Genomic DNA, 25,505 nt, shown 5'->3' with positions numbered 1-25,505 from the left:
TTTTTATGTTTCTACAGTATTTTGTTGATAATAATGAATGAACAAGCCATCTGCAAAATCTGATAGATGGAGAAAAGTTTTGGTTAAAAATTTTTATTTATTTTTTCAAATAGGTTAAAGGCCTCTTCTATCGATAATCACTATTTTTGTAGATCAAAATTTTAAATAAAAAAAATGAATTGTCCCTGCTGTTCAGGAAAACCCTACGAAGAATGCTGTAAGCCGTATCACACAGGAGAAAAGCATGCTCCCACCGCAGAAGCATTGATGCGTTCCAGATTTTCGGCTTTTGCAATTCCAAATGGAGAATATTTAATGGAAACCACACTTCCCGGAAAACGAAAATATCATAATAAGCGGGATCTTCAGGAGTGGGGAGAAATTAATGAATGGACAAAACTGGAAATCATCCAGACTCCTGCCCTAAACCAGGTAGAATTTAAGGCTTATTATACTGATCAGGACGGACATCCACAGATCCACCACGAATTTTCTATCTTTCAGAAAATGCATGAACGCTGGTACTATGTTTCAGGTGAATTTTTAGATTAATATGATGAAAAAGAACATTATTTACACATTATTGCTGCTGTTCTGCAGCTTCAGTTTCGTGAGTGCACAAACTGCTGATGACAAAAAACAGATTTCTCAGGCCGTTACTGATATTTTAAAGGGTTTCCAGACTAAAAATGGTGATCTTATCAACAAATATGTAGATAAAACATATGGCTTAGGCATCCTTTACAAAAGTGGTGGTGATTTGGGCTTTGTTTTAAATGAAGATATGGACTTCAACATGTCTTTGGGATACATTCAAAAATCATGGAACATCAGAAATCAATTTCCTATTCAGTTTGATACTAATTTTGCATATGACCTGAAGAAAAAAAAGTGGGTAAAAGAAGGATTATTTGTTCAGTTCAGCTCTAATGCAGTGAATGATTATGCTGATCATTTTTTATCACAGTACTCGGTAAAGGATCAGGAAATTTTTAAGATCAATTCTAATCCTGAAAATGTGGTTGGAGTAACGCTTGCAGAGAATAGTAAGGAAAAGGCACCTATTAACGGATTCCGTTTTATTATGACCAAGATTGGAGCAAAATGGTTTCTTACGTTTATTGACGTTACGGAATATGATGCGGAATAATACATTATTCTTATAATAACCTTATAAAAAAATAAACCACAGAAGTTCTGTGGTTTATTTTTTGTCTTAAAATGTATAAGAACAATTGATATTGCAAAAAAATGTCCGAAAAAATCGGACATTTATATTATTTTTTAGTGAGCGTCTGTACCGTCAATTCCGTGAGAATGACCGTGTGATAATTCTTCTTCTGTCGCCGGACGTGTGTTTAAAACTTCTACCTGGAAATCTAAAACTTTACCTGCCATTGGGTGATTAAAGTCTGCTACCACAAATTCTGGAGTTACTTCTACCACAAATGCCTGAAAGTTATTCCCCTCATTATCAGATAAAGGTAAAATAGCTCCGATTGGAGGAATTCCTGATTCCTTGAACATATCAATCGGCAATTGCGTCATAGCATCCGGTTGTCTTTCACCATAAGCTTCTTCAGGATGAATAGTAAAATCTACTTTATCACCAGCTTTCAAACCATGGATATTTTGTTCAAACTTTGGAATCATCATTCCTACACCATACAAAAATGTGAATGGATTTTCAGCTGTTGTTTCTTCTACAAGAACTTTACTTCCATCTGCTTCGATTGTGTGAAGGATATACTTTACAGCTACAACGTGATTGTTTTCAATTGTCATATTTTCTTTTTTTTGTCGTAATTTTTTTTACGATTAACACCACAAATATACTATTTTTGATAGAATTGGTTTACGGAAATACGTTTAAAGAATAATCTTAAACAAACTACTTCCTGTTTTTTGATTCTTCTCTTTTTTTCTGTCTTAAAACATACAAATACAAACTTTCAACTTTTGCCCTTGCCCAATCTGTTTTTCGTAAAAACTTCAATGACGAATTGATACTCGGGTTGTCTGTGAAACATTTTATATTGATTTGCTCGCCCAGTTTCTCAAATCCTTCGTAGTATTCTACCAATTCTTCAAGGATGGCATCGAGTCTTTTTCCGTGTAGAGGATCTTTGGACTGTTGTTCCATTATTAATCTTTATTTATTTGAATCTTGAGTTTTTTTATTTTCTGATTTTTTATTTTTCTCTAATTGATAATTTGCTATCTTCTTAAAGTTTTCAGTTTTCATTATAAATGCCTTGTTAGATTTATTGTTCCAAATACTCGCATATTTTTTAGAAACCGTGGTATATGTTTCCCATCCAGTATGTTTTTGATATAACATAAGTGTACAAATATCAGTTGGAGTAATTTGCTGCCAGTTATCCAAAACATGAGAATGTACTCCACCTTCATCTGCTCCTATACTACCATCACCTATATTGTGTACAATTATTCCTTTATGTAATTTTTCAATACTTTCTACCTCATTTTTATTATTAAAAGTCAATAGATAGTCATTTCCAAAAATGACTACATTATTTACAGAAGCTCCGGTTAAAACATATACCTTTTTAGAGTTTTTTTTAATGATAGGTACCAAATTAAAGTTTGTATTATTATATCGATTAAAAATTGTATCATTGTTTATTCTGGTAAGGGCTTTCTGTCTGATTGTAAAATAATCCGTCTCAACAGGAGTGAAATCTCTTTCTGACAAATCTACTTTTGCATTTTTAGGATCATAATTGGTAGGAAAAGAAATTGTTGCAATCACTTTATTCTGTTTGGAGAAGAAAATACACTTAGGAACATCGTCTAAATATGAGAAATATCCTCCTATATTTTCCATGTTTTTATAATTTTCTCTTAATATATCTGTTCCGTACCAGCTAGCCATTTCACTACGATACAATGCAATACCTTCTTCTGTTACTTTCTCTGATAGTTTTTCAAGATTCTGAGCATTGATGCATACACCTAACAGTGCAAATAAAAATGTTAAAAAAAATTTCATGGATATTAATTTTCATCAAAAATACTAATAAAATAATTCTACCTGGGAAAGATTTATTCTGGTTATAAATTGAATGATTAATATATGTTCAACCTTGTGTTTTTGTTTCTTATTTTTGATGAAGCTATTTTTACTAGTGAAAAATTATTCGTCACAAACCAATATGAGCAAAAATAACGACGCAAACAGAAAGAAAAACAAGAAGCAAATTGATCAGAAAAAACGTAAAATACAAAATGCAGAAGCAGAAAGGAAAGCACGTTTAAAACAGATTCTGGAAGATTTCAAAGCAAAAGAAAGCGATAATACATAATGATCAATTTTTTATGAAAATTCTACACACTGCCGACTGGCATTTAGGAAAACGACTGGACCGATTCTCCCGACTGGAAGAACAAGTTTCAGTAATGGAGGAGATCATTATGATTGCTGATGAAGAAAATGTTGACCTTATTCTTATTGCCGGTGATCTTTTTGATAATTTCAACCCCGCAGTTGAAGCGGTTGAACTTTTCTATAAAACCCTGAAACGTTTATCACAAAATGGTAAACGTCCTGTGATTGCTATTTCCGGAAATCACGATTCTCCCAACCTCATCAATGCCCCAGATCCTTTGGCCAGGGAATGCGGAATTATTTTAATAGGACATCCTAAGGCAGAGATTGCTCCCTTTGGAACTGAATATTTTAAAATTATAAATTCAAAAGAGGGTTTTATCGAAATAGAGATCAAAAATCTAGATTTTCCGGTGAGAATACTTCATACCCCTTACGCCAATGAAATCCGTTTAAAAGAATATTTTGGAGAGAATAAGGAAGAGGAGATCAATAAGGTACTTTCTCAAACCTGGAAAAACCTTGCAGATGAATTTTGTGACGAAGCCGGAATCAATCTTCTTACGGCACATCTTTACATGAATAAGAAAGGAAGTGTAATACTGGAAGAACCTGAGGGTGAAAAACCGATTAAAATTGGAAATGCAGATCTTATTTATTCGGACAGCATTCCTGAGCAGATTCAATATACTGCTTTAGGACATTTGCATGGCTTTCAGAATATAGGAACAAAGGAAAAGCCTGTCATTTATTCTTCCTCTCCTCTATGCTACAGTTTTAGTGAAGCGGGACAGACAAAATATATTTCCATTATCAACGCAGAACCGGGAAAAGCAGTTTCCTATGAAAAGATCGCCTTGAAAAATGGAAGAACCTTGGTAAGAAAAACATTCACCTCTGTTGAAGAAACGGTTCAGTGGCTGCAGGAAAATCCAAATACATTTATTGAACTGACATTAGAGAGTGAAACGTTCTTAACGGCCGATGAAAGAAAATTAATCTATCAGTCCCATAATGGAATTGTTCACCTGATTCCAAAGGTCAAAAATCGGGAATCTGGTGAGGAAGTGAGCCAAGAAATCAATTTAAATCAGGATATAGAAACCTTGTTCAAGGATTATTTTAAATCGAAAAATAATGGTCAGGGAGCCAATGAAGAATTAATGAATTTGTTTAACGAAATTTTAAATACCTAAGCCATGATTCCTATTCAACTAACAATTGAAGGTCTGTATTCTTATCAGGAACGCCAGACTATTGATTTCAGAAATCTTACGGATGCTGGGTTATTCGGTATTTTTGGTGCGGTAGGCTCCGGAAAATCATCAGTTCTTGAAGCTATTTCTTTTGCTTTATATGGTGAAACTGAGCGCTTGAATATGCGTGATAAAAGAGCTTACAACATGATGAATTTAAAATCAAACAGTTCTTACATAGAATTTGATTTTATTAATTATGAAAATAAACTGTTTCGTGCTACGAGAGATTTTAGACGAAATTCTAAAAAATTTGAAGATGTAAAGCCTTATTCAGTTACGTTCTATGAGAACATTAATGGAAAATGGATTCCTTTGGATCACTCCAACGCGGAAACCATAATTGGTTTAAGCTATTCAAATTTTAAGCGAACCATCATTATTCCACAAGGCCAGTTCAAGGAATTTCTGGAATTGGGTGCTGCAGACAGAACGAATATGATGAAGGAAATCTTCAGTCTGCAACGTTATGATCTTCAGAATAATGTTTCAGCTTTACATGCAAGAAACAGATCGGAATTGGATCAACTTGAGGGCCAACTGAAAGGATATGAAGATATCAGTGAAGAAAAAATTCAGCTTCAGCAAGAACTTTTGGTAGAGGAACAAAAAAATCTGAATCAAGCCAACCAAAACTTTGAAAAGGTTTCCCAGACTTATCAACAATTAAAGAACTTAAAAACTGACTTTGAAAGTTTAAAACAAAATAAAGAAAACTTCAACCAACTCTTTGAACAGAAGCCTCAAATAGATTCCCTGGAAGCACAAGCTGAGTTGTATGATCGTACTTTCAGAATTTTCAATCCCTTAATTACTGAGAAAAACAGGCTTTCAAAAGGAATTATTGAAAAAAGAAGTGAAAGAGAAAGCCAAATAAAGACCTTACAGGAGACTGAAGTTACTTTTAATACTATAAAGGAGCAGCTCTCTGCTTTGGAGCCTAAGTTCAAAGCTTTGGAACAGTCCAGAATACAGGAAAACGATCTTAATCTTATCATACAGATTTTGAAATTTTCTGAGGAAATCAAGATCCTTAATGAGAGAACTCAAAAGGGTTCTGAGAAAGTAGCAGAAGTAAATGCTAATAAAGAAGCCATTCAAAAAAGGATTACTGAGCTTTCTAAAAATATTGATGTTTTAAAAGGACAAAGACTTGATGCGGCTTTGCTTTCCAATGTAGGAAGCTGGTTTATTCAACAAAAGAACTTCAAAAAATCACAACAGGATCAGGTTGAAAAGATTGAAAAGCATCAGAAACAGATACAATTAATCTCGGAAGAATTAAAGCCATTTTCACTTCAGGAAAACTTTAAGGAAGATTTCAATGCGAGAAGACAAACACTGGAAGTCAATAAAAAGGAATTTTCTCAAAAACTGGATCATTTAAAGATTCAAAAGGAACTTTCCCGCTTTGCTAGTGAACTTCATGATGGAGAAGCCTGCCCTCTTTGTGGTTCTCAGGAGCACCCGCATATTGTGGAATTTCATGATGTAAATACTGAGCTACTGGAAATTCAGGAAAAAATATTGACTGTTGAAAAAGAGATCTTAAAGCTTCAACAGCAGGAAACTGAAATTGAAAAAATTCTTGACAAGAAAAAGATTTTTGAGGAACAACTTCTCGCTGAACAAAAAAATCTACATCAGCTCCAAAAGGATATTGAGGAACATGTTCAGCATTTTATTTGGAAACAATTCAATCCGGATCAGGAAGATGATTTCGAAAAAAAACGTTCGGATTCATTTGCTTTGGAAAAAAAGATTGAAGAGATTGACAAGAATATTGCCCTAGAACGTGAAACTTTAGAAAAGGAAAACAAGGTTTTAGAAAAATATAAAAATGCCTTGGAAACTTTCAAGCTTGAGGAAGTAACGAAACAGGAACAGATTAATATCAGCCGTTCTAATCTGAAAATTCTGGAATGGAATGCCTATGAACAAAAAACAGTAGCAGAGGTTGAAGAAACCTATCAGAAGTTAGCCCAATCCAATAGTGAAACAGAACAGCAATATCAAAAGGCATCTCAACAGGAAAAGGATCTTGCTCCTAAACTGGCAGAGCAAAAAACCATTGTCAGCCAATCAGAAAAGCAGATTGCAGCACTTGAAAAAGAGGTTTCTGAGAATCAGAATGCCATTAACATAGCTTTAAGTGAACAAAACTTCGCAGATTTTAAGGAGGTTGAACTTCTTTTGCAACTCGAAATTAACATTCAGGAAGTAAGGGCTAAAATTCAACAGTTTAAAATTGATTTTGAAGCCTTAAAGAAAATGATTGAAAGTCTGGAACTGAAACTTAAAGGCCTTTCTTTTGATGATGAGCATTTTTCTTTGGTTGAAAAACAGTTTGGAGAAACTCAGAGTGAGCTGAAGAAAATCAATGATTCCGTTGTCACCATGACTGCCGAAAAAGAGCGTTTGGAAAAGGAATTCAAGAAAAAAGAAGATCTACTGAAAGATCTGGCAAAGCTTCAAAAACGTTCTGAAAATCTAAAGCTGATGATGAATCTCTTCAAGGGAGCCGGTTTTGTACAATATGTTTCTTCCATTTATCTGAGACAATTGTGTGATCATGCCAATGTTCGATTCCATAGGATGACGAGAAACCAACTGAGTCTACAACTTAATGAAAATAATGATTTTGAGATTGTTGACTACCTTAACGAAGGCAGAAGCAGAAGTGTAAAAACACTTTCGGGAGGACAGGCTTTTCAGGTATCATTAAGTCTGGCATTAGCATTGGCAGAAAGTGTTCAATCCAATGCACAGGCAGATAAGAACTTCTTTTTTATTGATGAGGGCTTCGGAACGCAGGACACTGAATCAGTTAATATCGTATTTGAAACCCTTACAAATCTGATGAAGGAAAATAGAATTGTGGGAATTATTTCTCACGTTGAAGAGCTTAAAGAAAAGATTCCTACTGCCTTGAATATTGTAAAGGATGAGGAAAGAGGAAGCTTAATTGAGATTGTATAATCGTCAATTTTAAAAGAACAAAAGTCACAAAGGTCTTTATTTTAAAAAACTTTTGTGACTTTTGTGATTAAATACATCAGGTTCTCTTACAATCCCTGTATCATTGGTTTTACTTCATTTCCAAATAACTCAATGGAATTCATCATGATATCATGAGCAGGATCTCCAATATCCATATGTCCAATAAATCTGGTGATTCCGAAAATTTCTTTCATGTAAGCAATTTTATCTGCTACTTCAGCCGGACTACCGATAAATAATGCGCCATCTTTACTTCTTCCTCCATCATACTGCATTTTGGTGTAAGGTGCCCAACCTCTGGAAGCTCCTATCCTATCCATCTGGGATTTATAGTTATTAAAGTATCCATCTACCACATTTTGATCATTACTCACAAAGGTATGGGAGTGAATGGCAATTTGCATTTTGGACACATCATGCCCCGCTTTTTGGTATTCCTGTTTATAAAATTCGATTAGATTTTTAAACTGAATAGGCATTCCACCAATGATTGCTACCACTAAGGGCATCCCTAATTGGGCCGCACTTAAAACCGATTGCGGAGTTCCTCCAACAGCTCTCCAAATAGAAATTTTCCCGTTGTTCTTTGCTCTTGGATAAACGGTTTGGTTTTCCATTGGTGCGCGAAGTTTCCCAGACCAGGTTACATTTTCTTCGGTATTGATCTTCAATAACAATTCTAGTTTCTCGTCAAAAAGTGCTTCGTAATCGTTTAATGAATACCCATATAATGGAAATGATTCAATAAAGCTTCCGCGTCCTACAAATATTTCTGCTCTTCCATTGGAAATCAGATCCAGTGTTGAGAAATCTTCATAAACTTTTACTGGTTCTGATGAACTTAATACGGTAACACCGCTTGCCAGTTTTATATTTTTTGTAATGCTTGCTGCTGCTGCCAATACCATTTCAGGCGATGAAACTGCATAATCCGGACGGTGATGCTCTCCCATGGCAAAGACATCAATTCCTACCTCATCCATTAATTTTACCTGTTCCAATATTTCATGAATCTTGGTTCCTGCATCTCTATATTTTCCGGTTGACTGGTCTAAAGCCAAGTCTCCGAACATTCCTATTCCTAATTCCATATTGTTGATTTTAGTGATACAAAATTACCACTATGAAAAATCAAAAACATTGATGTTTGTTAAGAACGGAAGTACTAGTTTATATAAATGATGCTATTTGTTGGTAAATGCAAAGGCGCAGATATTTTTTATTTTCATATTGTTTTTAAGGCGCAAGAAAATCGAAGATTTTCAGCAAAGATTAGTTCTTATAGTATTAGGATTATAAAATCTTATCTGCGATAAAATCTTTGCTCCTTACAACATAACCTATTTAATAATTTTGTGTCTTTGCGCTTTCCAAAAAGATTAGCAAAAACAAAAAATCCAGCCGTTCCGGCTGGATTTTTCTATTATTTTTTAAGATACAGATTAAAGTAATCTGTGATTTTCTGCATCAGGTGAACTCTGTCTTTTCCGATAACATTGTGGGGGTGTCCAGGATATGCAAAGTAATCTAACTGAACGCCATTATCAACTGCAGACTTGATGAATTTTATGGAATGCTGCCATACCACTACATCATCTTGTGCACCGTGAATCATCAATAATTTACCTTTCAGGTTCTGAACTTTATCCAGAAGATTAGCTGCAGCATACCCTTGTGGGTTTTCCTGTGGCGTATCCATATATCTTTCACCGTACATAATCTCGTACATGCTCCAGTCAATTACCGGTCCACCGGCAACACCTACCTTAAATACATCAGGCTTACGAAGCATAAAGCTTGTTGTCATAAATCCTCCGAAACTCCATCCATGGATTCCCATTCTTTCTGCATCTACATATGGAAGAGATTTCAGGTAGTCTACCCCTTTCATTTGGTCATTCATTTCTGTTGTTCCCAAATTTCTGAAAACGGCTTGTTCAAACTTCATCCCACGGTTGGAAGAACCTCTTCCATCCATTGTAAAGATGATATATCCGTTTTGAGCCATGTATTCGTACCAAAGGTTTCCGGAAGCCGGGAAGCTGTTCGTGATTAACTGTAAGTGCGGTCCGTTGTACAGATAAACAATGGTTGGATATTTTTTATTAGGATCAAAATTCGTTGGCAGGATCACTTTACCGTATAATGGTGTTCCATCATCAGCTTTTAATTCTACATTTTTAATTTCCGGTCTCTGATAGTTCTTTAATGGATTTTCAGAAGTAAGAATATTTGTAGATTTTAAATTTGTTGTATTGATGATATCTCCTACTCTCGGAGAATTTGCATTACTGTAAACATCATATAAATGGTTCCCATCACTGCTTAGAACTCCGGTGTGCATCCCTTCACTGCTGTCAAGTCTCTGCATTTTGAAATTCGTCCAGTTAATTCTATATAAATGTCTTTCTAAAGGAGTTTCTTTTGTTGAAGTAAAATAAATTTCCTTTTTCTTATCGTTGAATCCTAAGATATCGGTTACTAACCAGTCTCCTTTTGTAATTTGAGCGACCAATCCTTTATCCAGATTGTAATGGAACAAATGATTGTATCCTGTTCTCTGACTTTGCCAGATGAAATCGGTATTTGAATTAGGGAAGAATGTAAGCGGATGTTGTGGCTCAACATACTTGCTGTCTGTTTCTTCAAATAATGTTTTCACCAATGTTCCGGTAGCAGCATCATATTGGTTCATTTTCATGTGATTCTGGCCTCTGTTTAATACACCTACAAAGATATATTTTGAATCAGGACTCCATGTGATAGCCGTTAGATATTGATCTTTCTCACCCTCAACCTTTAGAAAAGTGGTTGCCTGAGTTTTGATATTGAAAACCCCTAATGTTACCTGATGTGAAGCCTGCCCAGCCATTGGGTACTTCATGTTATGATTAACGGCTGGCGTTACAGACCAATCAATAATCGGGTAATCTGCTACCATCGTCTGATCCATTTTGTAGAAAGCTACACTTTCAGAATTTGGAGCAGGGAAAATTCCTGTATCAATTCCGAATTCGTTTCTGTGAACGGCCTGACCACTGATTATATTTTCATTGGCTTCATTGGTTACCGCAATGGTTTTGCCGTTTTTATTCACAAATAAATTATTCTTTACTGTAAAGGCAAAAGTCTGCCCATCACCAAACATTTTCACATTGGCAGCATCCTGATCTACCACCACTGAATTCTTTACTTTCCAGTCGTTTCCTGATTTTTCTATCCAGAACATTTTCCCACCAGTGTTGAAATATCCATTGGATGTTCCCGTAAACTTGATTGGTGGAACAGTTTTCAACTTATCGTTTATAAACTGTCTGTTCAGTTGTGTTAGGGATACCAAGGTGTCTTGTTTGTTTGTTTTTAAGTCTGTTGCCAGATATCCACCTTTTACTGCCTGAATGTAAGATTTTCCGTCTGCAGACCATGAAAATTGTGAAATATTTTTCACGGCAAGGTTGGTTCTCATCCCATTTACAGCCTCCGCCATCGTAAATTTCTGTGTCTGGGCAAATGCTGAACTGCCCACAACAAGCATCAATAAAGAAAATTTATGTAATTTCATTGTATAAAATTGAATCCATCAAAAATAAGAAATAAAAATCATCCGTTAAGAAACGTTAAAATAAAACATTCATAAAATACGATTAATGAATTGATAAAAATTATTTCTTACCTTAATACTAGAATTTTGTGAAGATTATTGGATAAATATGAAGACACAAAAATTGATCTACAAGAGCGTTTTTAGGGTACGGGAATTGTAATAATGAGAAAGATCCCAGCCCCGATAGTAACGGTTACCCCGCAACATGCATTGGATTTGAAAGGGTTTAGATGTTGGAGGGATTGGCGTGAGGAGTATGAGTGGATAGCGGGAAAAAGCTTCTAAAAAGGTTAAAGTTGGATGAAATTGAAAGCTTACATGCATTTCTTATCCTATATCAATGACTTGTATATGCTCTCTGTTCTAAATTTGCATCATTAATAATAACAAAAAATACAAAATACAATGGCAACAAAATGGAACCTAGACCCAACGCATAGTGAAATTACTTTCAAAGTAAAACACATGATGATTTCTAACGTAAAAGGAAGCTTCAGAACTTTCACTGCTGAAATTGAGGCTGAAGATGAATTTTTCGCAAATGCAAAAACTACTGCAACCATCCAGACTGATTCTGTATTCACTAATAATACAGACAGAGATAACCACTTAAAGTCTGCAGAGTTCTTCAATGCTGAAGCTCACCCAACGATTACTTTTGAATCTCAGAAATTAAATGATGAGGTTGTAGGAAACCTTACCATCAATGGAATTACAAAACCAGTGACATTGGATGTTGACTTCGGAGGAATAAATGTGGACCCATGGGGAAATACAAAAGCAGGTTTTTCTTTTGAAGGGAAAATCAGCAGAAAAGACTTTGGACTTAACTGGAATGCAGCTCTTGAAGCAGGAGGTGTAATGGTGAGTGATGATGTAAAAATTGCTGGCGAATTACAGTTTGTAAAGCAAGTATAATTTGTAACATAACTTTTTGAAAGGTTCAGGGATTTTTTACTAAAACCTTGAACCTTTTATTTTTTTATTAATTAAGCAATTTATGAATCTCAACGATCTGCAAAACATAAGCGAAGGCTTTAAAAATACTCAAAGAATGCCCGTTTTATTCCTTGGACATGGCTCTCCCATGAATGCCATTGAAGAAAACCAGTTTGTACAAGGATTTCGAAATGCGGCAAGTGAAATTACAAAACCGAATGCTATTCTTTGTATTTCTGCGCATTGGTATACGCAGGGAACTTTTGTAACGGCTATGGAAATGCCTAAAACGATTCATGATTTTTATGGTTTTCCTAAGGAGCTGTTTGATGTACAATACCCTGCTCCCGGAAATCCGGAATTAGCCAGGGAAACTGCTGAACTTTTGCTTCCTATAGATGTGGAAGAAGATCATAACTGGGGGCTTGATCATGGCGCATGGTCTGTCATCAAGCATATGTACCCTGATGCAGATATCCCGGTAATCCAGTTAAGTATTGATTATACAAAGCCGTCTCAGTATCACTATGATCTGGCAAAGAAGTTGAATAAACTTCGTGAAAAAGGTATTTTAATCATCGGAAGCGGAAATATTGTCCACAATCTACGTTTAATTGATTGGAAAAACATCAATACGGTGGGCGCCGGCTGGGACTGGGCAATAGAAGCCAGAGAAAAAACCAATAACTGGCTTTTGGATGGTAATTTTCAGAGTATTATTGACTATCAGAAGCAAGGAACATCATTGCAATATGCTATTCCTACACCTGATCATTATCTGCCATTGCTCTACACTTTAGGATTAAAGGATAAATCTGAGGAACTCACGTTATTCAACGATGAACTTATTGGTGGTTCTCTTAGCATGACAAGCGTAAGAATTGGCTAAGAAACTCAAAGAAATATTTTTCTGAAAAATAAAAAAGGAAATACCTCAGTGGAGATATTTCCTTTTCTTTTGTATTGGAATATGGTTATTGTACTGCTTTTAAAACATTAATATTTCCATACCCATAGCTTGAATTAACATTCGGATAGTAAGTAGCCGCCTGTCTCATTTTATTAAGGACCTGATCTCTTGTCCATGATGGATTTTTAGCCCAAACTAAGGCTGCAATTCCTGCTGTAGCTGCTGTAGCCACTGAAGAACCACCTACATAATCTGCCTGTCCGTTATAATAGCTTAAAACCGGAACCGTACTTCCTGATGCTCTCTCCATTTGGAATGTAAAATCAATTTGGCTTCCAGAGTGGCAAACATCACACTTCTGATTGGAGGTTCCCTCTTTCACTCCTGTTATTGCCTGTGTTTCTGACATTGATGCAGGGAAAATAACACCTACAAAATTGGTAAAGCTGGTAGAAGTTCCACCTGCACAGAAAATTAATTTTCCTCTCGCATAGGCATACTTCACTCCGTCTTCAATTTTACCTACAGAAAAAATATGTCCCATTGACATGGAAATGATCTTTACATTGGTATTATTACCCAGATCCGTAAATGCAGTTTTCACTCCATTCTGCTCGCTGGAAGTCTCTAGTACAACATTCTCAGCAGCACGGTAGGCAATTAAGTTAGCATTATAAGCTACTCCTACAGGCAATCCTACGTTATTTCTTGGTGCTGTCATTACAGAAGCCATTTTTGTTCCATGCCCGCACTGATCTGCTGAACCGTCAGAATTATAGGCCCCAACTTTACTGATTGTTCTTCCTGATGAAGCTCCGTTATTAAAGCTGCCCCCCAGTAAGGTTTGTTCAGGGGAAACTCCGGTATCAATAAGACCTATCGTTACTCCTGCTCCGGTACTGTAGCTCCACGCCTCAGGAATACTATGTTTTGTAAATGCCCATGGAATTTTTGCACTTGGAGTGGTAGAAGTGTAATCTACTGCACTTAGGGTTGCAGATGAGAAACCACACCCCGAAGAACCACTGCCAGAAGATCTTCCTGTTGTATTAAACTTGGCTTCATTTTCAAAATAGTGATAATCTGCCGGCTCCACATAACGGATGGTTTTCATTTGACGAAGAGCTGCTAAAGTTTCTTCCTTGTCAATAATGACATCCATCTGATTGAGATATTTATCCGAAGTAAGGAGGAATCTTGCAGTGTCCACTCCTTCATATTTTTTGATGACAGATAAAATTTCATTTTCCATTGCCTGATTGTCCGCAGATTTACTTCTATCAAAATCATCCTTGGATGAACCAAACCCTACTGATACCATTCTGTTTCCATGAAAAACAGCACTCCAAAGGAAATGATCAGATTCATTTTTCCAATTGAAAGTTCCATCAGTTTTAATGGCTTGGTTGATTCTTTCATTAATCTGTTTTTCTGTCAATGGACCTTTCTGAGTTACTTCAGTATTAGGATTTCCATTTTGAATTTCATCTCTGGTACAAGAGTTTAGGGCAAGAAATAATGCCAAGAAGAATACACTTTTTTTCATATGTTATAATTTTGGTTGGAGCCACAATATAACACTTTAACGGGAATTACAGCTTTAAAAAAAATGAATTTAGCATTATGTGAATATTAATTAGCTGTTAGAAATCAACCCTTTGTACTTTATATATTATTTGTAAAATGGAAAAGAAAATGGTGATAGCACCACTCCGACTAATCTTCAATTTACCACTCCTCCACTGAAAATAATGCTGCAGTTAACAGTACTACTAATTCTATTAACTTTTATATTGAATCTCGAACTTTTTAACTTAACACCTTTTCAAAACATACACTGCTATCAACACCTATATATTGACCATAATTAGGGATCTTATGAAATCCGCTTTTTTCATAAACTGAAATGGCATTATTAAGATCCTGAGATGTTTCCAATACTGCTTTTTTATAACCCAGTTCTTTTGCCCAGTTTTCCAGTTCCTTTACGATAGTGGTTCCTAGTCCTCTTTTCCTGAATTTCGGATTTGTAAACATCCTTTTAATCTCAACAGCATCCTCTGAAAACTCTTTGAAAGCCCCACAAGCAGCCGGAACTTCATCAATGTAAATTACAATACAGTTTTTAATTGTATCAATTTTATTAAACTGATCAAAGAATGCATGGTCATCTCCATTATGTTCTGCAAGGCTTGCATCAAGGTGCTTTACCAGGTTTTGAAAATCAGGATGATTAGAATCTGTTCTATGTAAGTTCATATTTTTAATTAAAGTTTAATATATAATAGTAAACAAAAAAGCTTCCTTTCGGAAGCTTTCATTTTATTTTTGATTAGTTTACAACAAACTTTCTTTCATTGATAAGCTCCGCAATGGCAAGCATATCCTGTCCGATCAATCTGTCGTCTTCAAGTTTAGCAACCTTAGAACGAAGAATAGTGTAGTTTTCTTCAATCAATTTAGAGCATTTTGCTGGTCTTCTGAATTCAAGTCCTTGTGCTGCAAACATCAATTCTACAGATAGAATATTGACAAGGTTTCCAAGAACCTGATTGAACTTTCTCCCGGAGATACTTCCCATGGAAACATGATCTTCTTGTCCTAAACTGGTTGGAATAGAATCTGCAGATGCCGGGAAGCACAATGTTTTGTTTTCAGTAACCAACGCTGCAGAAGTGTACTGAGGAATCATGAATCCTGAGTTTAACCCTGAGCTTTCCGTCAATAATCTTGGAAGACCATATTTCCCTTCCAATAATAAATAGCTTCTTCTGTCTGAAATATTTCCAAGTTCTGCTGCGGCCAATGTTGCATAGTCTAAAGGCAAAGCCATTAACTGTCCGTGGAAATTTCCTCCGGAAATAGATTCTTCAGCACTTAATACAATTGGGTTGTCTGTTACAGAGTTCAATTCTGTTTCTGCCATTCCTTTCAGATGTTCAAAAGAATTTCTACTTGCCCCGTGAACCTGTGGTACACATCTCATGGAATAAGGATCCTGAACTCTCTCACAATCTTCGTGAGCCTGCATATTTTCTGATCCTTTTAGGAACTTCAGCATTCTTGCTGCTACTTTCTTACTTCCCGCAAAAGGTCTGATCTCATGAAGTTCTTTTTTGAACGGACTTGCAGAACCTCTATATGCTTCAATACTCATTGCTGCAGTTACATCTGCAAGGTCTAATAAGTATTCAAATTTTTCAAGTCCTTTTATGGCATGAGCCAGAATAAACTGTGTTCCGTTGATGAGCCCTAGTCCTTCTTTTGGTCCTAAAACCAATGCCTCAAGATTATGTTTTTCCAATACTTCCATCGTATTGGAAACTTTATCACCTTCCCAAACCTGTCCTAAGCCTAACAAAGGAAGTACAAGGTGTGCCAGAGGTGCCAAATCTCCGGAAGCCCCTACAGACCCCTGCTCAGGAACAACTGGAATGATGTCTTTTTCAAGCATCAGAATCATTCTTTCAATAACTTCCAGGGAAACTCCTGAAAATCCTTTTGACAATGCATGAACCTTAGCAATCATCATAATCTTGGAAAGTTCCTTTTCAATTGGCTTTCCTACCCCTACTGCATGAGAAATAATAAGGTTATACTGTAACTGGGCTGTTTCATCAGCCGATATTTTAGTATCGCACAATGGCCCGAATCCTGTATTGATCCCATATACACATCTGTCGGATTCTACTATTTTCTGTACGTTTCTCTGAGATTTTAAAATTTGTTCTTTTGCCGCTTTATTAAGCTTAGCTTTATTTGGCTTTTTGCATATTTCCAGAACATCATGGAAAGTAAAGACATCTACTCCGTATATCATTTCTAAAAAATTTTCTTAAAATTACGCATTTAACCATAACTAGAGAAACTAAATTTCATCGTTCTATCTTTTTATGAAAAGAAGTAAATTAATTTACTATTTTTAGCCCCGAAATTAAAAACAATAATACATGAGACTGAAAACATTACTGCTTGCTTTATGCATTACAGCTACCACAACTTTCGCACAGAAAGTAAAATATTCCAAAGAAGACATCAAAAAAATGGAGATGTATCTCTTCAATGAAGGTTTTAATACTCCATCCCCTAAAAAAACATCAACCATTACTCTAAAAGATGGAACTTCCCACAAGGGTTTCTGTAACAGCATCGAAACAAAAAAGGGGCAAATTTATGAGGTAGCCATCAAAGACAGTATTACCAAGAAGACTACAAAATTTAGTGCGGATCAGATTAGTGAAATGTATGTTTACCCAAGTAATGGAGAAAAAATTATGAAGGTTTCAAAGTACATGGGGAACATCAGAAATTACAGTACCAAGAAACTAACGAAAAGTACTAATAACGACAGAATTTATTTTGTGAACCAAACAGTGTCTTTAAAGAATAAGAAAGATGAAAAGGAATTCCTAATGCAGGTCATCAACCCTGGTTTCGATGATATTATTTCTGTATACCATGATCCAAGAGCTAAAGAAACGACCGGATTTTCTGTAATGGGATCTCCACAGCTTGGCGGCGGAGTTATCAAGTCTTATTATGTGAAGAAAGGAGACAAAATTATGTGGCTTCACAAGGATGATTTTGAGGATAACTATGATTTTCTTTTTGGTGATAATTCAGAATTTGTAAAAAAGTATCCTAAAAATTCTGTTGAATGGGATTATTTCAGCTTTCTTGTAAGTGAATACACTGCAATGACAAACGGATAAAACTACTTAAATATATAAATTAAAGCCTGTAGATCTTACTACAGGTTTTCTGCTTTTTAATAGGGAAAGTTTCCTTAATTTTGTTATATGAATCCTTCTTTAGAATTACAGCTTAAAACTTTACCATCTGAACCCGGTGTTTATCGTTATTATGACAAAAACGAACAACTCTTGTATGTCGGAAAGGCGAAAAATTTAAAGAAGAGGGTTCTTTCCTACTTCAATAAAAATTTATCTGGGTACAGAATCAAAATAATGGTTGGTAAGATCCAACGTCTGGAAACCACCATTGTGAACAGCGAGTATGATGCTCTTTTACTGGAAAACAATCTGATCAAGGAACATCAGCCGTTTTATAACGTAATGTTGAAAGATGATAAAACCTATCCTTGGATTTGCATCAAAAATGAAGATTTTCCCAGAATTTTTCTTACCAGAAATAAAATTAAAGACGGTTCCGAATATTATGGACCTTATGCAAAGGTACGTCCTGCAAAGATCTTACTGGATACCATTAAACATATTTATAAACTCAGAACCTGCAACCTGAATCTTGCTGCCAACAAAATTTCCGAGGGAAAATATAAGGTTTGTCTGGAATATCATATCAAAAACTGCGAAGGCCCCTGCGAGGATCTTGAAAGCAAGGAGGACTATGATGAGAAAATAGATGCCATCCGTGGGATCATTAAAGGAGACTTCCGAAAGGCTAAGGAGTATCTTGTCAATCAAATGATGAAACAGGCTTCTGACCTTAAGTTTGAAGAAGCCCAGATCATTAAGGAAAGGTTGGATATTCTGGAAGATTATCAGGCCAAAAATACCGTTGTAAATCCCAATATTGATGATGTAGATGTATTTGGAATGACCAGCGATGAAACTGCTGCCTACATCAACTTCTTTAAGATAAGAAATGGAAATATTATTCAGAGCTTTACCACAGAGATCAAAAAAATTCTGGAAGAAACAGATGAAGATATAATGGAAGAAGCCCTGATTGAAATTCGGCAGAAATTTTCCTCCGATTCAAAGGAAGTTCTTCTCCCTTTCCACCTCTCCGTAGAAATTCCGAATGTGAAGCTTATTGTTCCTAAGGTTGGAGACAAAAAGAGAATTGTGGAACTTTCAGAAAAGAACGCAAAGGAATATCGTCTGGAAAAACTAAAGCAGGTTCAGATCATTGATCCGGAAAGACATACCAACCGAATCATGGCTGAAATGCAGAAGCTTCTCAGAATGCCCGTGGAACCAAGACATATTGAGGGTTTTGATAACTCAAATATTCAAGGAACGAACCCTGTTTCTGCCTGTGTAGTTTTTAAAGATGGTAAACCAAGTAAGGCAGATTATAGAATTTTCCATCCTAAAACGGTGGAGGGTCCCAATGACTTTGCCACCATGGAAGAAGTGATCTACCGTCGTTACAAAAGAATGCTGGATGAGGGCGAAAATCTACCACAGCTCATTCTTATTGATGGAGGAAAAGGACAGCTATCATCGGCTGTAAAGAGCTTAAGGTTGCTTGGTCTTTATGGGAAAATCACTATTGTAGGTATTGCCAAAAGACTAGAAGAAATCTTCTTCCCGGAAGATCCTATCCCATTGTATCTTGATAAAAAATCTGAAACCTTAAAGATTCTGCAAAGAGTGCGGGATGAGGCTCACCGTTTTGGAGTAAAGCATCACAGAACCAGAAGAAAAAATTCTACCATAAAATCTGAATTGGAAGAAATTCCAGGTGTAGGAGAAAAGACCATTGAGTTATTACTATCCAAGCTAAAGTCCGTTAAACGAATTAAAGAGTCTAATTTGGAAACTTTGGAGGAGATTTTAGGAAAAAGTAAAGCTAAGGTGATCTGGGAGTTCTTCAATGCAAATAGCTAATCAGCTACATTACGCTAATGAATTATTCACAAATAATTGAACTTTTAGTATTGATTTTTCACTCAACCTCTATTTCCCCAACAAGAGATACAAACCCTTAAAAATCCTTAAAAAAACAAATAAAAAACAACAAAATGTAAATAATTTTAAAATTTACATTAAATAATAGTATTATTTATATTTTTTTCGTAAATTAGTATTATTAATCAAGAACAATAATACCGTGAAAATAATTCTCATTTTATAAATTTACCATTTATAACACCCATTGGTAATATCCTTTATTCTAAATGCAAGTTTTCTCATTACTGATGGCTTCCATAATTACATGACAACAGTTGAAGTAAACTGTACATGTCTTAAAAAAGAGAAAAAACACATCAACATATTCAAAAAGAATAAGCTCTTTTTCAAGAGCTTATTTTATTTTAATTGAGTAAAATATTATATCTATTTCCCTGCAAATACTTCCTTAGAATATCTACCATCAGCCTGCGGAATATCAATCACAATATTTCCGTTTTCAAAATACCCAATAGTAGTGTTCCCGTCAGCCATTTTTACAATAAATACATCTTTTTTGGATGTTGTCTTAAAAACAGCAAATGGTACAGAACTTCCTGATTTCGCTAAAATAAACTGATTGGCATCAATTTGTATTTTCTGCAAATCTGATTTACCATTAGAATAGTTACTTGTAGTAGTTGAAACCGAAGAAGAAGCTGTTGTTGTTTCAGAAGAAGAGGTCTGAACAGTATGGGTTACATTTGAAGATTGTGCCTGAGCCGGAAGCATAGCTTTTGGACTAGAAACACCTACTTTTACCAATGCTTGCTTTAATGCATCAGGAAAGCCTTCTTCAAATTCTTTTATGTCAGAACGTCCTTTAGATTCAAGAATAACTTTATTATTACAATCCTTAAATTGCAATATTACTTTGTTTGTAAATAAACTTTTATCATTTAAAACATCAGCATTCACCACATTACAAGAGTTATCTTTAGCTTCTGATGGCCATTGGTCTACACTTGCAGGCAAAACCACATAACTTTTGTTTTTTAAAGCTTTTGATAAATAAGCTTCCAAACCATAGCTATTGTTTTTGAATGTCTGGAATTTTACCGGAACAGATATGTATTTATAGTCTGAAACATTCTGTCCAAAAATAGCCGTTGAGCATACCGCCAACAACAATATCGATATTTTTTTCATTTTTGTCATTTTAATCATTTCTGAATGCTCCCATATCCAGTTTAAGTGAGAAGAAATTAGAATAGAAATTAGAACCACCTATTCCTGAATTGGTAATAGCATAATCCAATGTAAGTCCTCTATATCTGATCCCAATACCTGCACTAGGCTGGAATGAAACTTTCCTCTTTAAATCCTCTATATCTGTAATAGATTGAAATCTGTTGATACCCAATCTCACAAAGATCATTTTCTGATACCCAAGTTCTGCTCCCGCATAAGGACTTATACTTGCAAAATCTGTAGAAATTAATGAGGCTGTTTTTGCAAAATCAACATTAATTCCCGCTTCCGGTAATACATAGACGCTGCTGTTAATTTCAAACAGTTTACTTGCCCCTACATTAAGTTTAGGCATAGTAAGTTCCATTTTATCCTTTGGTGCCGGGTTAAATTCTTCCCCATTCACAACCGTTGATAATTCCTTTTGATTAATACTCCAAAAGTTAACTGTAGTTGTAATATCCCTTACCATTCCACCGAATTTCCATCCATTCTCTCCTTTATAGATAGCTCCTACATCAAATCCAAAGCCATATCCGTTGGCAAATTTCCCTACATTTCTGTAAACAATTTTTGCATTCACCCCTACATCCAGGTTTGGATTTCCTCCAGGTCGGAATGCATAAGAAAGTATGGCAGCATAATCAGATTGAGAGAATTTTGTGATCTTATCATAATCAATATTCCCTTCAGAATCAATCATCTGGGTAGTGTTCAAAATATTATCTACTCCAAGTCTCACTACAGAAACCCCAAATACCCCCTCTTCCAATACCTTAGCATAGGCCAGATAATCATATTTAGCAATAGATTCAAAGTATTCTGCGTGCATTGCAGCTCCTTGCCAGTCTTTTTCAATAGACATTAAACCTGCCGGGTTCCACATCGGTGAGTATACATCATCCTGATTGGAAATAACAGCTCCACCCATTGCCAGTCCTCGTGCACCGGCTCCGATATTTAAGAATTCATTGGAATATTTCCTGATAATCTGGGATTGAGACAGCCCAAAGAGCAGTGAAAATGCAAGTAAAAAATATTTTTTCATCATAAAAATTGATGCTAGTTAAAGTTTTTTTGTTTTTCTGGCTTTCATTAATCCATTTACAATGATTGCCAGGATCATAACAGCTGAAGCAATATAAAATATAGGGCTCATATGTTCTGATTCCCCAAAGATAAAAAAAGCTAGTATAATTCCGTAAACAGGTTCCAAATTAACTGTTAAAATTAGAGTAAAGGGCGATATATACTTCATTAACTTCACTGATTCCAGCATCGGAAAAGCAGTAAAAACACTGGCCAACAAGCATATTAACGCCAAATCTCTATAGTTTATTTCATTCATCTGAAAAATTTGACCTGAGAACAGATAAAATAACATTAAAATGAACCAACCACAGAAAATTTCATAAAAAATAATGTTCCCGGAACTTGTCTTACCGAACATTTTACCATTGAAAACAGAAAAAATAGTTCCAAAGACCGCGCAGAGAATTCCATATATAATCCCCTCCTTAAAATGAAATTCTGTTTTAAAGATCAATAAGATACAGGCAACAATCACTGTTCCCATTACTACTTCCGATACATCGATCTTTCTTTTAAAAATAATAGGTTCTAATATCGATGCAAAAAGAGTAGATAAAGACAGACAGCTTAATGCAATAGAAACATTTGAAACCTTAATGGAATAAAAGAAACAATACCAATGGAGCGCCATTGCAAGACCTATAGCCGCAAGCTGAAAGAATATTTTTTTAGAAACCTTTATACTTTCCTTTTTATACACCCTAATAAATACAAAAAGAAAGATAGCAGCAAAGAGCATTCTGTAAAATACCAGAATCTGAGCATTGGCATGAATCAGTTTTCCTAAAATTGCAGTGAATCCCCATAAAAATACTATTAAGTGCAATCTGAAAAGTGCTAATTTTTGCATGTCCTATCTTCTTTTAAATTTTAACATGCAAATTTACACATAGACTTTTATAAATCTTACAAAAAATATAAATTTACATTAATAAAAAAGTGATAAATAAAGTTTTTTATTTGTTTTTCTTTCTAATGGATGAGCTATTCTATTAATTTTCTGAAAAAAGAGTTCAATAGAGAAAAAAACATTACCTTTTCTTTTAAGAATATGATATTAAATCCAAATATAAAAATCAAAACTGAACGTCTCACCCTACAGCCTGTTGAAGAATCATATATAGATGATATTTTAAAATATTTCACAAGTGATGTCACTAGATATATGCCGTTTAATCCAGAAGGTAATAGACAGGATATTGTCACCTTCGTTGAAAAATCAAAAAGAACCTTATTGCAAAATACTGATCTGGTAATGGTTGCTCTGGATGCAAATGGTGATTTTATTGGATGCTGTGGGATTCATAATATAACAGCAGAATCTATTGAGCTGGGATTATGGTTAAAAAAGAACTCTCAAGGGAATGGATTAGGAACTGAAATCATAAAGGCTCTCATTGAATTTCTGGAAAATAATTTTACTTTTAAATATATTCTATATCCTGTAGATGAAGAAAATATAGCCAGCAAAAAAATTCCGGAAAAACTCGGATTTAATCCAGTTAAAAAATATACAAAGTACAAAAACCCTCATACCGATCTTACTATTTTAGAATATAGAAAATATTACTAGAAGCACTCGACAATAACAAAAAAACCCTGAAAATTGGTTAAACTTTCAGGGCCTTCAAATAATAAACTATTAAAAAAATAAACTAGGAACAGAGTATTTTGCAGAGAATATCTCCGCTCTTACTCTTATGTAAAGTTAGAAAAAATATAAATTATTTGAAAATATTTTTTTGTTAAAAATTTCACAATTTACTAATAACCAAACTATTAAACACTTGTTTTACTTCCAATTCATATTCCTCATAAAAATAGTATCTTTAAGCGTAAAAAATTGAAAATTCTATGGACATCGAATTCAACAAACGAGAAGATCAGAACAGATTAAAATTATCAGAGATAAATCGCTTGCTTGCCGAGATCAAAAAAGGAGGCGGTGAAAAGAGGCTACAAAAGCTTCGTGATGAGGGAAAAATGACTGCAAGAGAAAGAATAGACTATCTTCTTGATAAAGGTTCAGATTCCATAGAAATTGGAGCATTTGCAGGCTATGAAATGTATGAAGAGCATGGAGGGTGCCCTAGTGGAGGTGTTGTCATTGTTATTGGATATGTTTCCGGAAGACAGTGTATTGTTGTAGCCAATGATGCCTCTGTAAAAGCTGGCGCCTGGTTTCCAATTACAGGAAAGAAAAACCTGAGAGCACAAGAAATTGCTATGGAAAATAAGCTTCCAATCATTTATTTGGTAGACTCTGCAGGAGTTTATCTTCCAATGCAGGATGAAATTTTCCCGGATAAAGAACACTTTGGAAGAATCTTCAGGAATAATGCCAAGATGAGTTCCATGGGAATTATTCAAATCTCTGCCGTAATGGGTAGCTGTGTGGCTGGAGGAGCTTATCTTCCTATTATGAGTGATGAAGCCATGATTGTGGATAAAACAGGCTCTATTTTCCTTGCCGGAAGTTACCTTGTAAAGGCAGCCATTGGAGAAAGCATCGATAATGAAACTCTTGGAGGAGCTACTACACACTGCTCTATCTCAGGAGTTACCGATTACAAGGCTAAAGACGATAAAGATGCTCTTAATAGAATCAAAAATATCATGAAATCTATCGGAAGCACTGAAAAAGCAGGTTTTGATAGAATAGAAAGTTTCCCACCAAAAGAAAGTCCAGACAATATTTTCGGGATTATGCCGGTTTCAAGAGCTGAGCAATATGATACCTATGAAATTATTAAATGTATTGTAGATAACTCTGAATACGAAGAATACAAGCCAGACTATGGTAAGAGTATTATTTGTGCTACAGCAAGAGTAGATGGCTGGTCTGTAGGGATTGTAGCCAATCAGAGAAAACTGGTTAAAAGTGGTAAGGGAGAAATGCAGTTTGGAGGGGTAATCTATTCCGATTCTGCAGATAAGGCAACCCGATTCATTGCCAACTGTAATCAAAGAAAAATCCCTTTAATTTTCCTACAGGATGTTACCGGATTCATGGTAGGGTCAAAGTCAGAACACGGTGGAATCATCAAGGATGGTGCTAAAATGGTAAATGCCGTTTCCAACTCTGTTGTTCCTAAATTCACCATTATTACAGGAAACTCTTACGGTGCCGGAAACTATGCTATGTGTGGAAAAGCCTATGATCCTAGACTTATTGTTGCATGGCCTTGGGCGGACCTGGCAGTAATGGGAGGAGCTCAGGCCGCAAAAGTATTGGCACAAATTCAGGAATCAACACTGAAAAAACAAGGTAAAGAAATTTCAGAAGAAGAACACAATGAAATTCTGAACAGTATTACAAAGAAATACCAAAAACAAACTGAATCTACCTATGCAGCAGCTAGATTATGGACTGATGCCATCATAAACCCTGCAGATACTAGAAAATGGATTTCTATGGGAATAGAAGCTGCTAACCACTCTCCTATTACAGAGAAATTCAATTTAGGAGTAATTCAAGTCTGATTAATCAATTTATAAATAAAAA

Annotated in this window: 22 protein-coding genes; 11 read left to right on the top strand and 11 right to left on the bottom strand. The window is 35.2% G+C overall.

Features of this window, described 5'->3' with window-relative positions:
- Window positions 1-174: 174 nt before the first annotated feature.
- Together EG359_RS18110 and EG359_RS18105 are read left to right on the top strand one after the other, a co-directional pair.
- Window positions 175-552: a YchJ family protein gene (locus EG359_RS18110; RefSeq protein WP_076356116.1), complete on the top strand. Its 378-nt coding sequence runs from the start codon at window positions 175-177 to the stop codon at window positions 550-552.
- Window position 553: 1 nt separating this feature from the next.
- Window positions 554-1,150: a hypothetical protein gene (locus EG359_RS18105; RefSeq protein ID WP_076356114.1), complete on the top strand. Its 597-nt coding sequence runs from the start codon at window positions 554-556 to the stop codon at window positions 1,148-1,150.
- A gap of 134 nt (window positions 1,151-1,284) precedes the next feature.
- Here EG359_RS18105 and EG359_RS18100 read toward each other — a convergent pair whose 3' ends face one another.
- The 3 genes from EG359_RS18100 to EG359_RS18090 form a co-directional block, all read right to left on the bottom strand.
- Window positions 1,285-1,785 carry an FKBP-type peptidyl-prolyl cis-trans isomerase gene (locus tag EG359_RS18100; RefSeq protein WP_076356112.1) on the bottom strand — a complete coding sequence of 167 codons (501 nt, stop codon included), beginning with the start codon at window positions 1,783-1,785 and terminating at the stop codon, window positions 1,285-1,287.
- A 106-nt stretch (window positions 1,786-1,891) separates the two neighbouring features.
- Window positions 1,892-2,143 carry a VF530 family protein gene (locus EG359_RS18095; protein ID WP_076356110.1) on the bottom strand — a complete coding sequence of 84 codons (252 nt, stop codon included), beginning with the start codon at window positions 2,141-2,143 and terminating at the stop codon, window positions 1,892-1,894.
- Between the two features lie 9 nt (window positions 2,144-2,152).
- Window positions 2,153-3,013, bottom strand: coding sequence for a hypothetical protein (locus tag EG359_RS18090; RefSeq protein WP_076356108.1), 861 nt, complete (start codon window positions 3,011-3,013; stop codon window positions 2,153-2,155).
- A 163-nt stretch (window positions 3,014-3,176) separates the two neighbouring features.
- On the opposite strand from EG359_RS18090, the gene EG359_RS22540 reads away from it, so the two are divergent.
- Genes EG359_RS22540 through EG359_RS18080 form a run of 3 tightly spaced genes read left to right on the top strand, consistent with a single transcriptional unit; the run spans window position 3,177 to window position 7,584 of the window.
- Complete coding sequence (locus EG359_RS22540; RefSeq protein ID WP_164463082.1) at window positions 3,177-3,326, top strand: hypothetical protein; 150 nt, start codon at window positions 3,177-3,179, stop codon at window positions 3,324-3,326.
- 13 nt (window positions 3,327-3,339) lie between these two features.
- Window positions 3,340-4,545, top strand: a complete 1,206-nt coding sequence (locus EG359_RS18085) for a metallophosphoesterase family protein (protein ID WP_076356106.1) — start codon at window positions 3,340-3,342, stop codon at window positions 4,543-4,545.
- Window positions 4,546-4,548: 3 nt separating this feature from the next.
- Complete coding sequence (locus EG359_RS18080; RefSeq protein WP_076356104.1) at window positions 4,549-7,584, top strand: AAA family ATPase; 3,036 nt, start codon at window positions 4,549-4,551, stop codon at window positions 7,582-7,584.
- Window positions 7,585-7,670: 86 nt separating this feature from the next.
- Here the strand turns inward: EG359_RS18080 and EG359_RS18075 are convergent, their stop codons facing one another.
- Together EG359_RS18075 and EG359_RS18070 are read right to left on the bottom strand one after the other, a co-directional pair.
- Window positions 7,671-8,696: an LLM class flavin-dependent oxidoreductase gene (locus tag EG359_RS18075; RefSeq protein WP_076356102.1), complete on the bottom strand. Its 1,026-nt coding sequence runs from the start codon at window positions 8,694-8,696 to the stop codon at window positions 7,671-7,673.
- 332 nt (window positions 8,697-9,028) lie between these two features.
- Complete coding sequence (locus tag EG359_RS18070) at window positions 9,029-11,167, bottom strand: S9 family peptidase (RefSeq protein ID WP_076356100.1); 2,139 nt, start codon at window positions 11,165-11,167, stop codon at window positions 9,029-9,031.
- A 447-nt stretch (window positions 11,168-11,614) separates the two neighbouring features.
- Between EG359_RS18070 and EG359_RS18065 the strand changes: the two genes are divergently transcribed.
- A complete protein-coding gene (locus EG359_RS18065) occupies window positions 11,615-12,127 on the top strand; it encodes a YceI family protein (RefSeq protein WP_076356098.1) in 513 nt (170 codons plus the stop codon).
- 82 nt (window positions 12,128-12,209) lie between these two features.
- Window positions 12,210-13,037, top strand: a complete 828-nt coding sequence (gene ygiD, locus EG359_RS18060; protein WP_076356096.1) for a 4,5-DOPA-extradiol-dioxygenase — start codon at window positions 12,210-12,212, stop codon at window positions 13,035-13,037.
- A gap of 85 nt (window positions 13,038-13,122) precedes the next feature.
- Here the strand turns inward: ygiD and EG359_RS18055 are convergent, their stop codons facing one another.
- The 3 genes from EG359_RS18055 to hutH form a co-directional block, all read right to left on the bottom strand.
- A complete protein-coding gene (locus EG359_RS18055) occupies window positions 13,123-14,604 on the bottom strand; it encodes a S8 family peptidase (protein ID WP_076356094.1) in 1,482 nt (493 codons plus the stop codon).
- Window positions 14,605-14,867: 263 nt separating this feature from the next.
- On the bottom strand, window positions 14,868-15,317 hold the full coding sequence (locus tag EG359_RS18050) for a GNAT family N-acetyltransferase (protein ID WP_076356092.1): 450 nt from the start codon (window positions 15,315-15,317) through the stop codon (window positions 14,868-14,870).
- Window positions 15,318-15,390: 73 nt separating this feature from the next.
- Entirely contained in the window at window positions 15,391-16,878 is a 1,488-nt protein-coding gene (hutH, locus tag EG359_RS18045; RefSeq protein ID WP_076356090.1) for a histidine ammonia-lyase, read from the bottom strand.
- Between the two features lie 130 nt (window positions 16,879-17,008).
- Between hutH and EG359_RS18040 the strand changes: the two genes are divergently transcribed.
- Window positions 17,009-17,770 carry a hypothetical protein gene (locus tag EG359_RS18040; protein WP_076356088.1) on the top strand — a complete coding sequence of 254 codons (762 nt, stop codon included), beginning with the start codon at window positions 17,009-17,011 and terminating at the stop codon, window positions 17,768-17,770.
- Window positions 17,771-17,857: 87 nt separating this feature from the next.
- Window positions 17,858-19,654: an excinuclease ABC subunit UvrC gene (gene uvrC / locus EG359_RS18035; RefSeq protein WP_076356086.1), complete on the top strand. Its 1,797-nt coding sequence runs from the start codon at window positions 17,858-17,860 to the stop codon at window positions 19,652-19,654.
- Between the two features lie 450 nt (window positions 19,655-20,104).
- Here uvrC and EG359_RS18030 read toward each other — a convergent pair whose 3' ends face one another.
- From EG359_RS18030 to EG359_RS18020, 3 genes are read right to left on the bottom strand one after another with little or no spacing between them, the layout of a single operon-like run.
- Window positions 20,105-20,866 (bottom strand): hypothetical protein, encoded by a 762-nt coding sequence (locus EG359_RS18030; RefSeq protein ID WP_076356717.1) that lies wholly within the window; start codon window positions 20,864-20,866, stop codon window positions 20,105-20,107.
- A 10-nt stretch (window positions 20,867-20,876) separates the two neighbouring features.
- Window positions 20,877-21,959, bottom strand: coding sequence for a putative type IX sorting system protein PorV2 (locus tag EG359_RS18025; protein ID WP_076356084.1), 1,083 nt, complete (start codon window positions 21,957-21,959; stop codon window positions 20,877-20,879).
- 15 nt (window positions 21,960-21,974) lie between these two features.
- Entirely contained in the window at window positions 21,975-22,850 is an 876-nt protein-coding gene (locus EG359_RS18020) for a DMT family transporter (RefSeq protein WP_076356082.1), read from the bottom strand.
- 201 nt (window positions 22,851-23,051) lie between these two features.
- Here EG359_RS18020 and EG359_RS18015 point away from each other — a divergent pair, with 201 nt between their 5' ends.
- Complete coding sequence (locus EG359_RS18015) at window positions 23,052-23,573, top strand: GNAT family N-acetyltransferase (RefSeq protein WP_076356715.1); 522 nt, start codon at window positions 23,052-23,054, stop codon at window positions 23,571-23,573.
- 281 nt (window positions 23,574-23,854) lie between these two features.
- Window positions 23,855-25,483 (top strand): acyl-CoA carboxylase subunit beta, encoded by a 1,629-nt coding sequence (locus tag EG359_RS18010; protein WP_076356080.1) that lies wholly within the window; start codon window positions 23,855-23,857, stop codon window positions 25,481-25,483.
- The last annotated feature ends 22 nt before the right edge of the window (window positions 25,484-25,505 follow it).

Origin of the sequence: Chryseobacterium joostei, assembly GCF_003815775.1 — a bacterium.
Taxonomy (GTDB): domain Bacteria; phylum Bacteroidota; class Bacteroidia; order Flavobacteriales; family Weeksellaceae; genus Chryseobacterium; species Chryseobacterium joostei.
The sequence above is the reverse complement of the archived record's forward strand: the minus strand, read 5'-3'. Positions and strand labels throughout refer to the sequence as shown.

Coding starts and splice junctions, on each gene's coding strand:
- EG359_RS18070 (WP_076356100.1), bottom strand. CDS start 11,167: ATGAAATTACATAAATTTTCTTTATTGATGCTTGTTGTGGGCAGTTCA.
- EG359_RS18075 (WP_076356102.1), bottom strand. CDS start 8,696: ATGGAATTAGGAATAGGAATGTTCGGAGACTTGGCTTTAGACCAGTCA.
- EG359_RS18095 (WP_076356110.1), bottom strand. CDS start 2,143: ATGGAACAACAGTCCAAAGATCCTCTACACGGAAAAAGACTCGATGCC.
- EG359_RS22540 (WP_164463082.1), top strand. CDS start 3,177: ATGAGCAAAAATAACGACGCAAACAGAAAGAAAAACAAGAAGCAAATT.
- ygiD (WP_076356096.1), top strand. CDS start 12,210: ATGAATCTCAACGATCTGCAAAACATAAGCGAAGGCTTTAAAAATACT.
- EG359_RS18030 (WP_076356717.1), bottom strand. CDS start 20,866: ATGAAAAAAATATCGATATTGTTGTTGGCGGTATGCTCAACGGCTATT.
- EG359_RS18105 (WP_076356114.1), top strand. CDS start 554: ATGATGAAAAAGAACATTATTTACACATTATTGCTGCTGTTCTGCAGC.
- EG359_RS18040 (WP_076356088.1), top strand. CDS start 17,009: ATGAGACTGAAAACATTACTGCTTGCTTTATGCATTACAGCTACCACA.
- EG359_RS18080 (WP_076356104.1), top strand. CDS start 4,549: ATGATTCCTATTCAACTAACAATTGAAGGTCTGTATTCTTATCAGGAA.
- EG359_RS18055 (WP_076356094.1), bottom strand. CDS start 14,604: ATGAAAAAAAGTGTATTCTTCTTGGCATTATTTCTTGCCCTAAACTCT.
- EG359_RS18010 (WP_076356080.1), top strand. CDS start 23,855: ATGGACATCGAATTCAACAAACGAGAAGATCAGAACAGATTAAAATTA.
- uvrC (WP_076356086.1), top strand. CDS start 17,858: ATGAATCCTTCTTTAGAATTACAGCTTAAAACTTTACCATCTGAACCC.
- hutH (WP_076356090.1), bottom strand. CDS start 16,878: ATGATATACGGAGTAGATGTCTTTACTTTCCATGATGTTCTGGAAATA.
- EG359_RS18015 (WP_076356715.1), top strand. CDS start 23,052: ATGATATTAAATCCAAATATAAAAATCAAAACTGAACGTCTCACCCTA.
- EG359_RS18020 (WP_076356082.1), bottom strand. CDS start 22,850: ATGCAAAAATTAGCACTTTTCAGATTGCACTTAATAGTATTTTTATGG.
- EG359_RS18090 (WP_076356108.1), bottom strand. CDS start 3,013: ATGAAATTTTTTTTAACATTTTTATTTGCACTGTTAGGTGTATGCATC.
- EG359_RS18085 (WP_076356106.1), top strand. CDS start 3,340: ATGAAAATTCTACACACTGCCGACTGGCATTTAGGAAAACGACTGGAC.
- EG359_RS18025 (WP_076356084.1), bottom strand. CDS start 21,959: ATGATGAAAAAATATTTTTTACTTGCATTTTCACTGCTCTTTGGGCTG.
- EG359_RS18100 (WP_076356112.1), bottom strand. CDS start 1,785: ATGACAATTGAAAACAATCACGTTGTAGCTGTAAAGTATATCCTTCAC.
- EG359_RS18110 (WP_076356116.1), top strand. CDS start 175: ATGAATTGTCCCTGCTGTTCAGGAAAACCCTACGAAGAATGCTGTAAG.
- EG359_RS18065 (WP_076356098.1), top strand. CDS start 11,615: ATGGCAACAAAATGGAACCTAGACCCAACGCATAGTGAAATTACTTTC.
- EG359_RS18050 (WP_076356092.1), bottom strand. CDS start 15,317: ATGAACTTACATAGAACAGATTCTAATCATCCTGATTTTCAAAACCTG.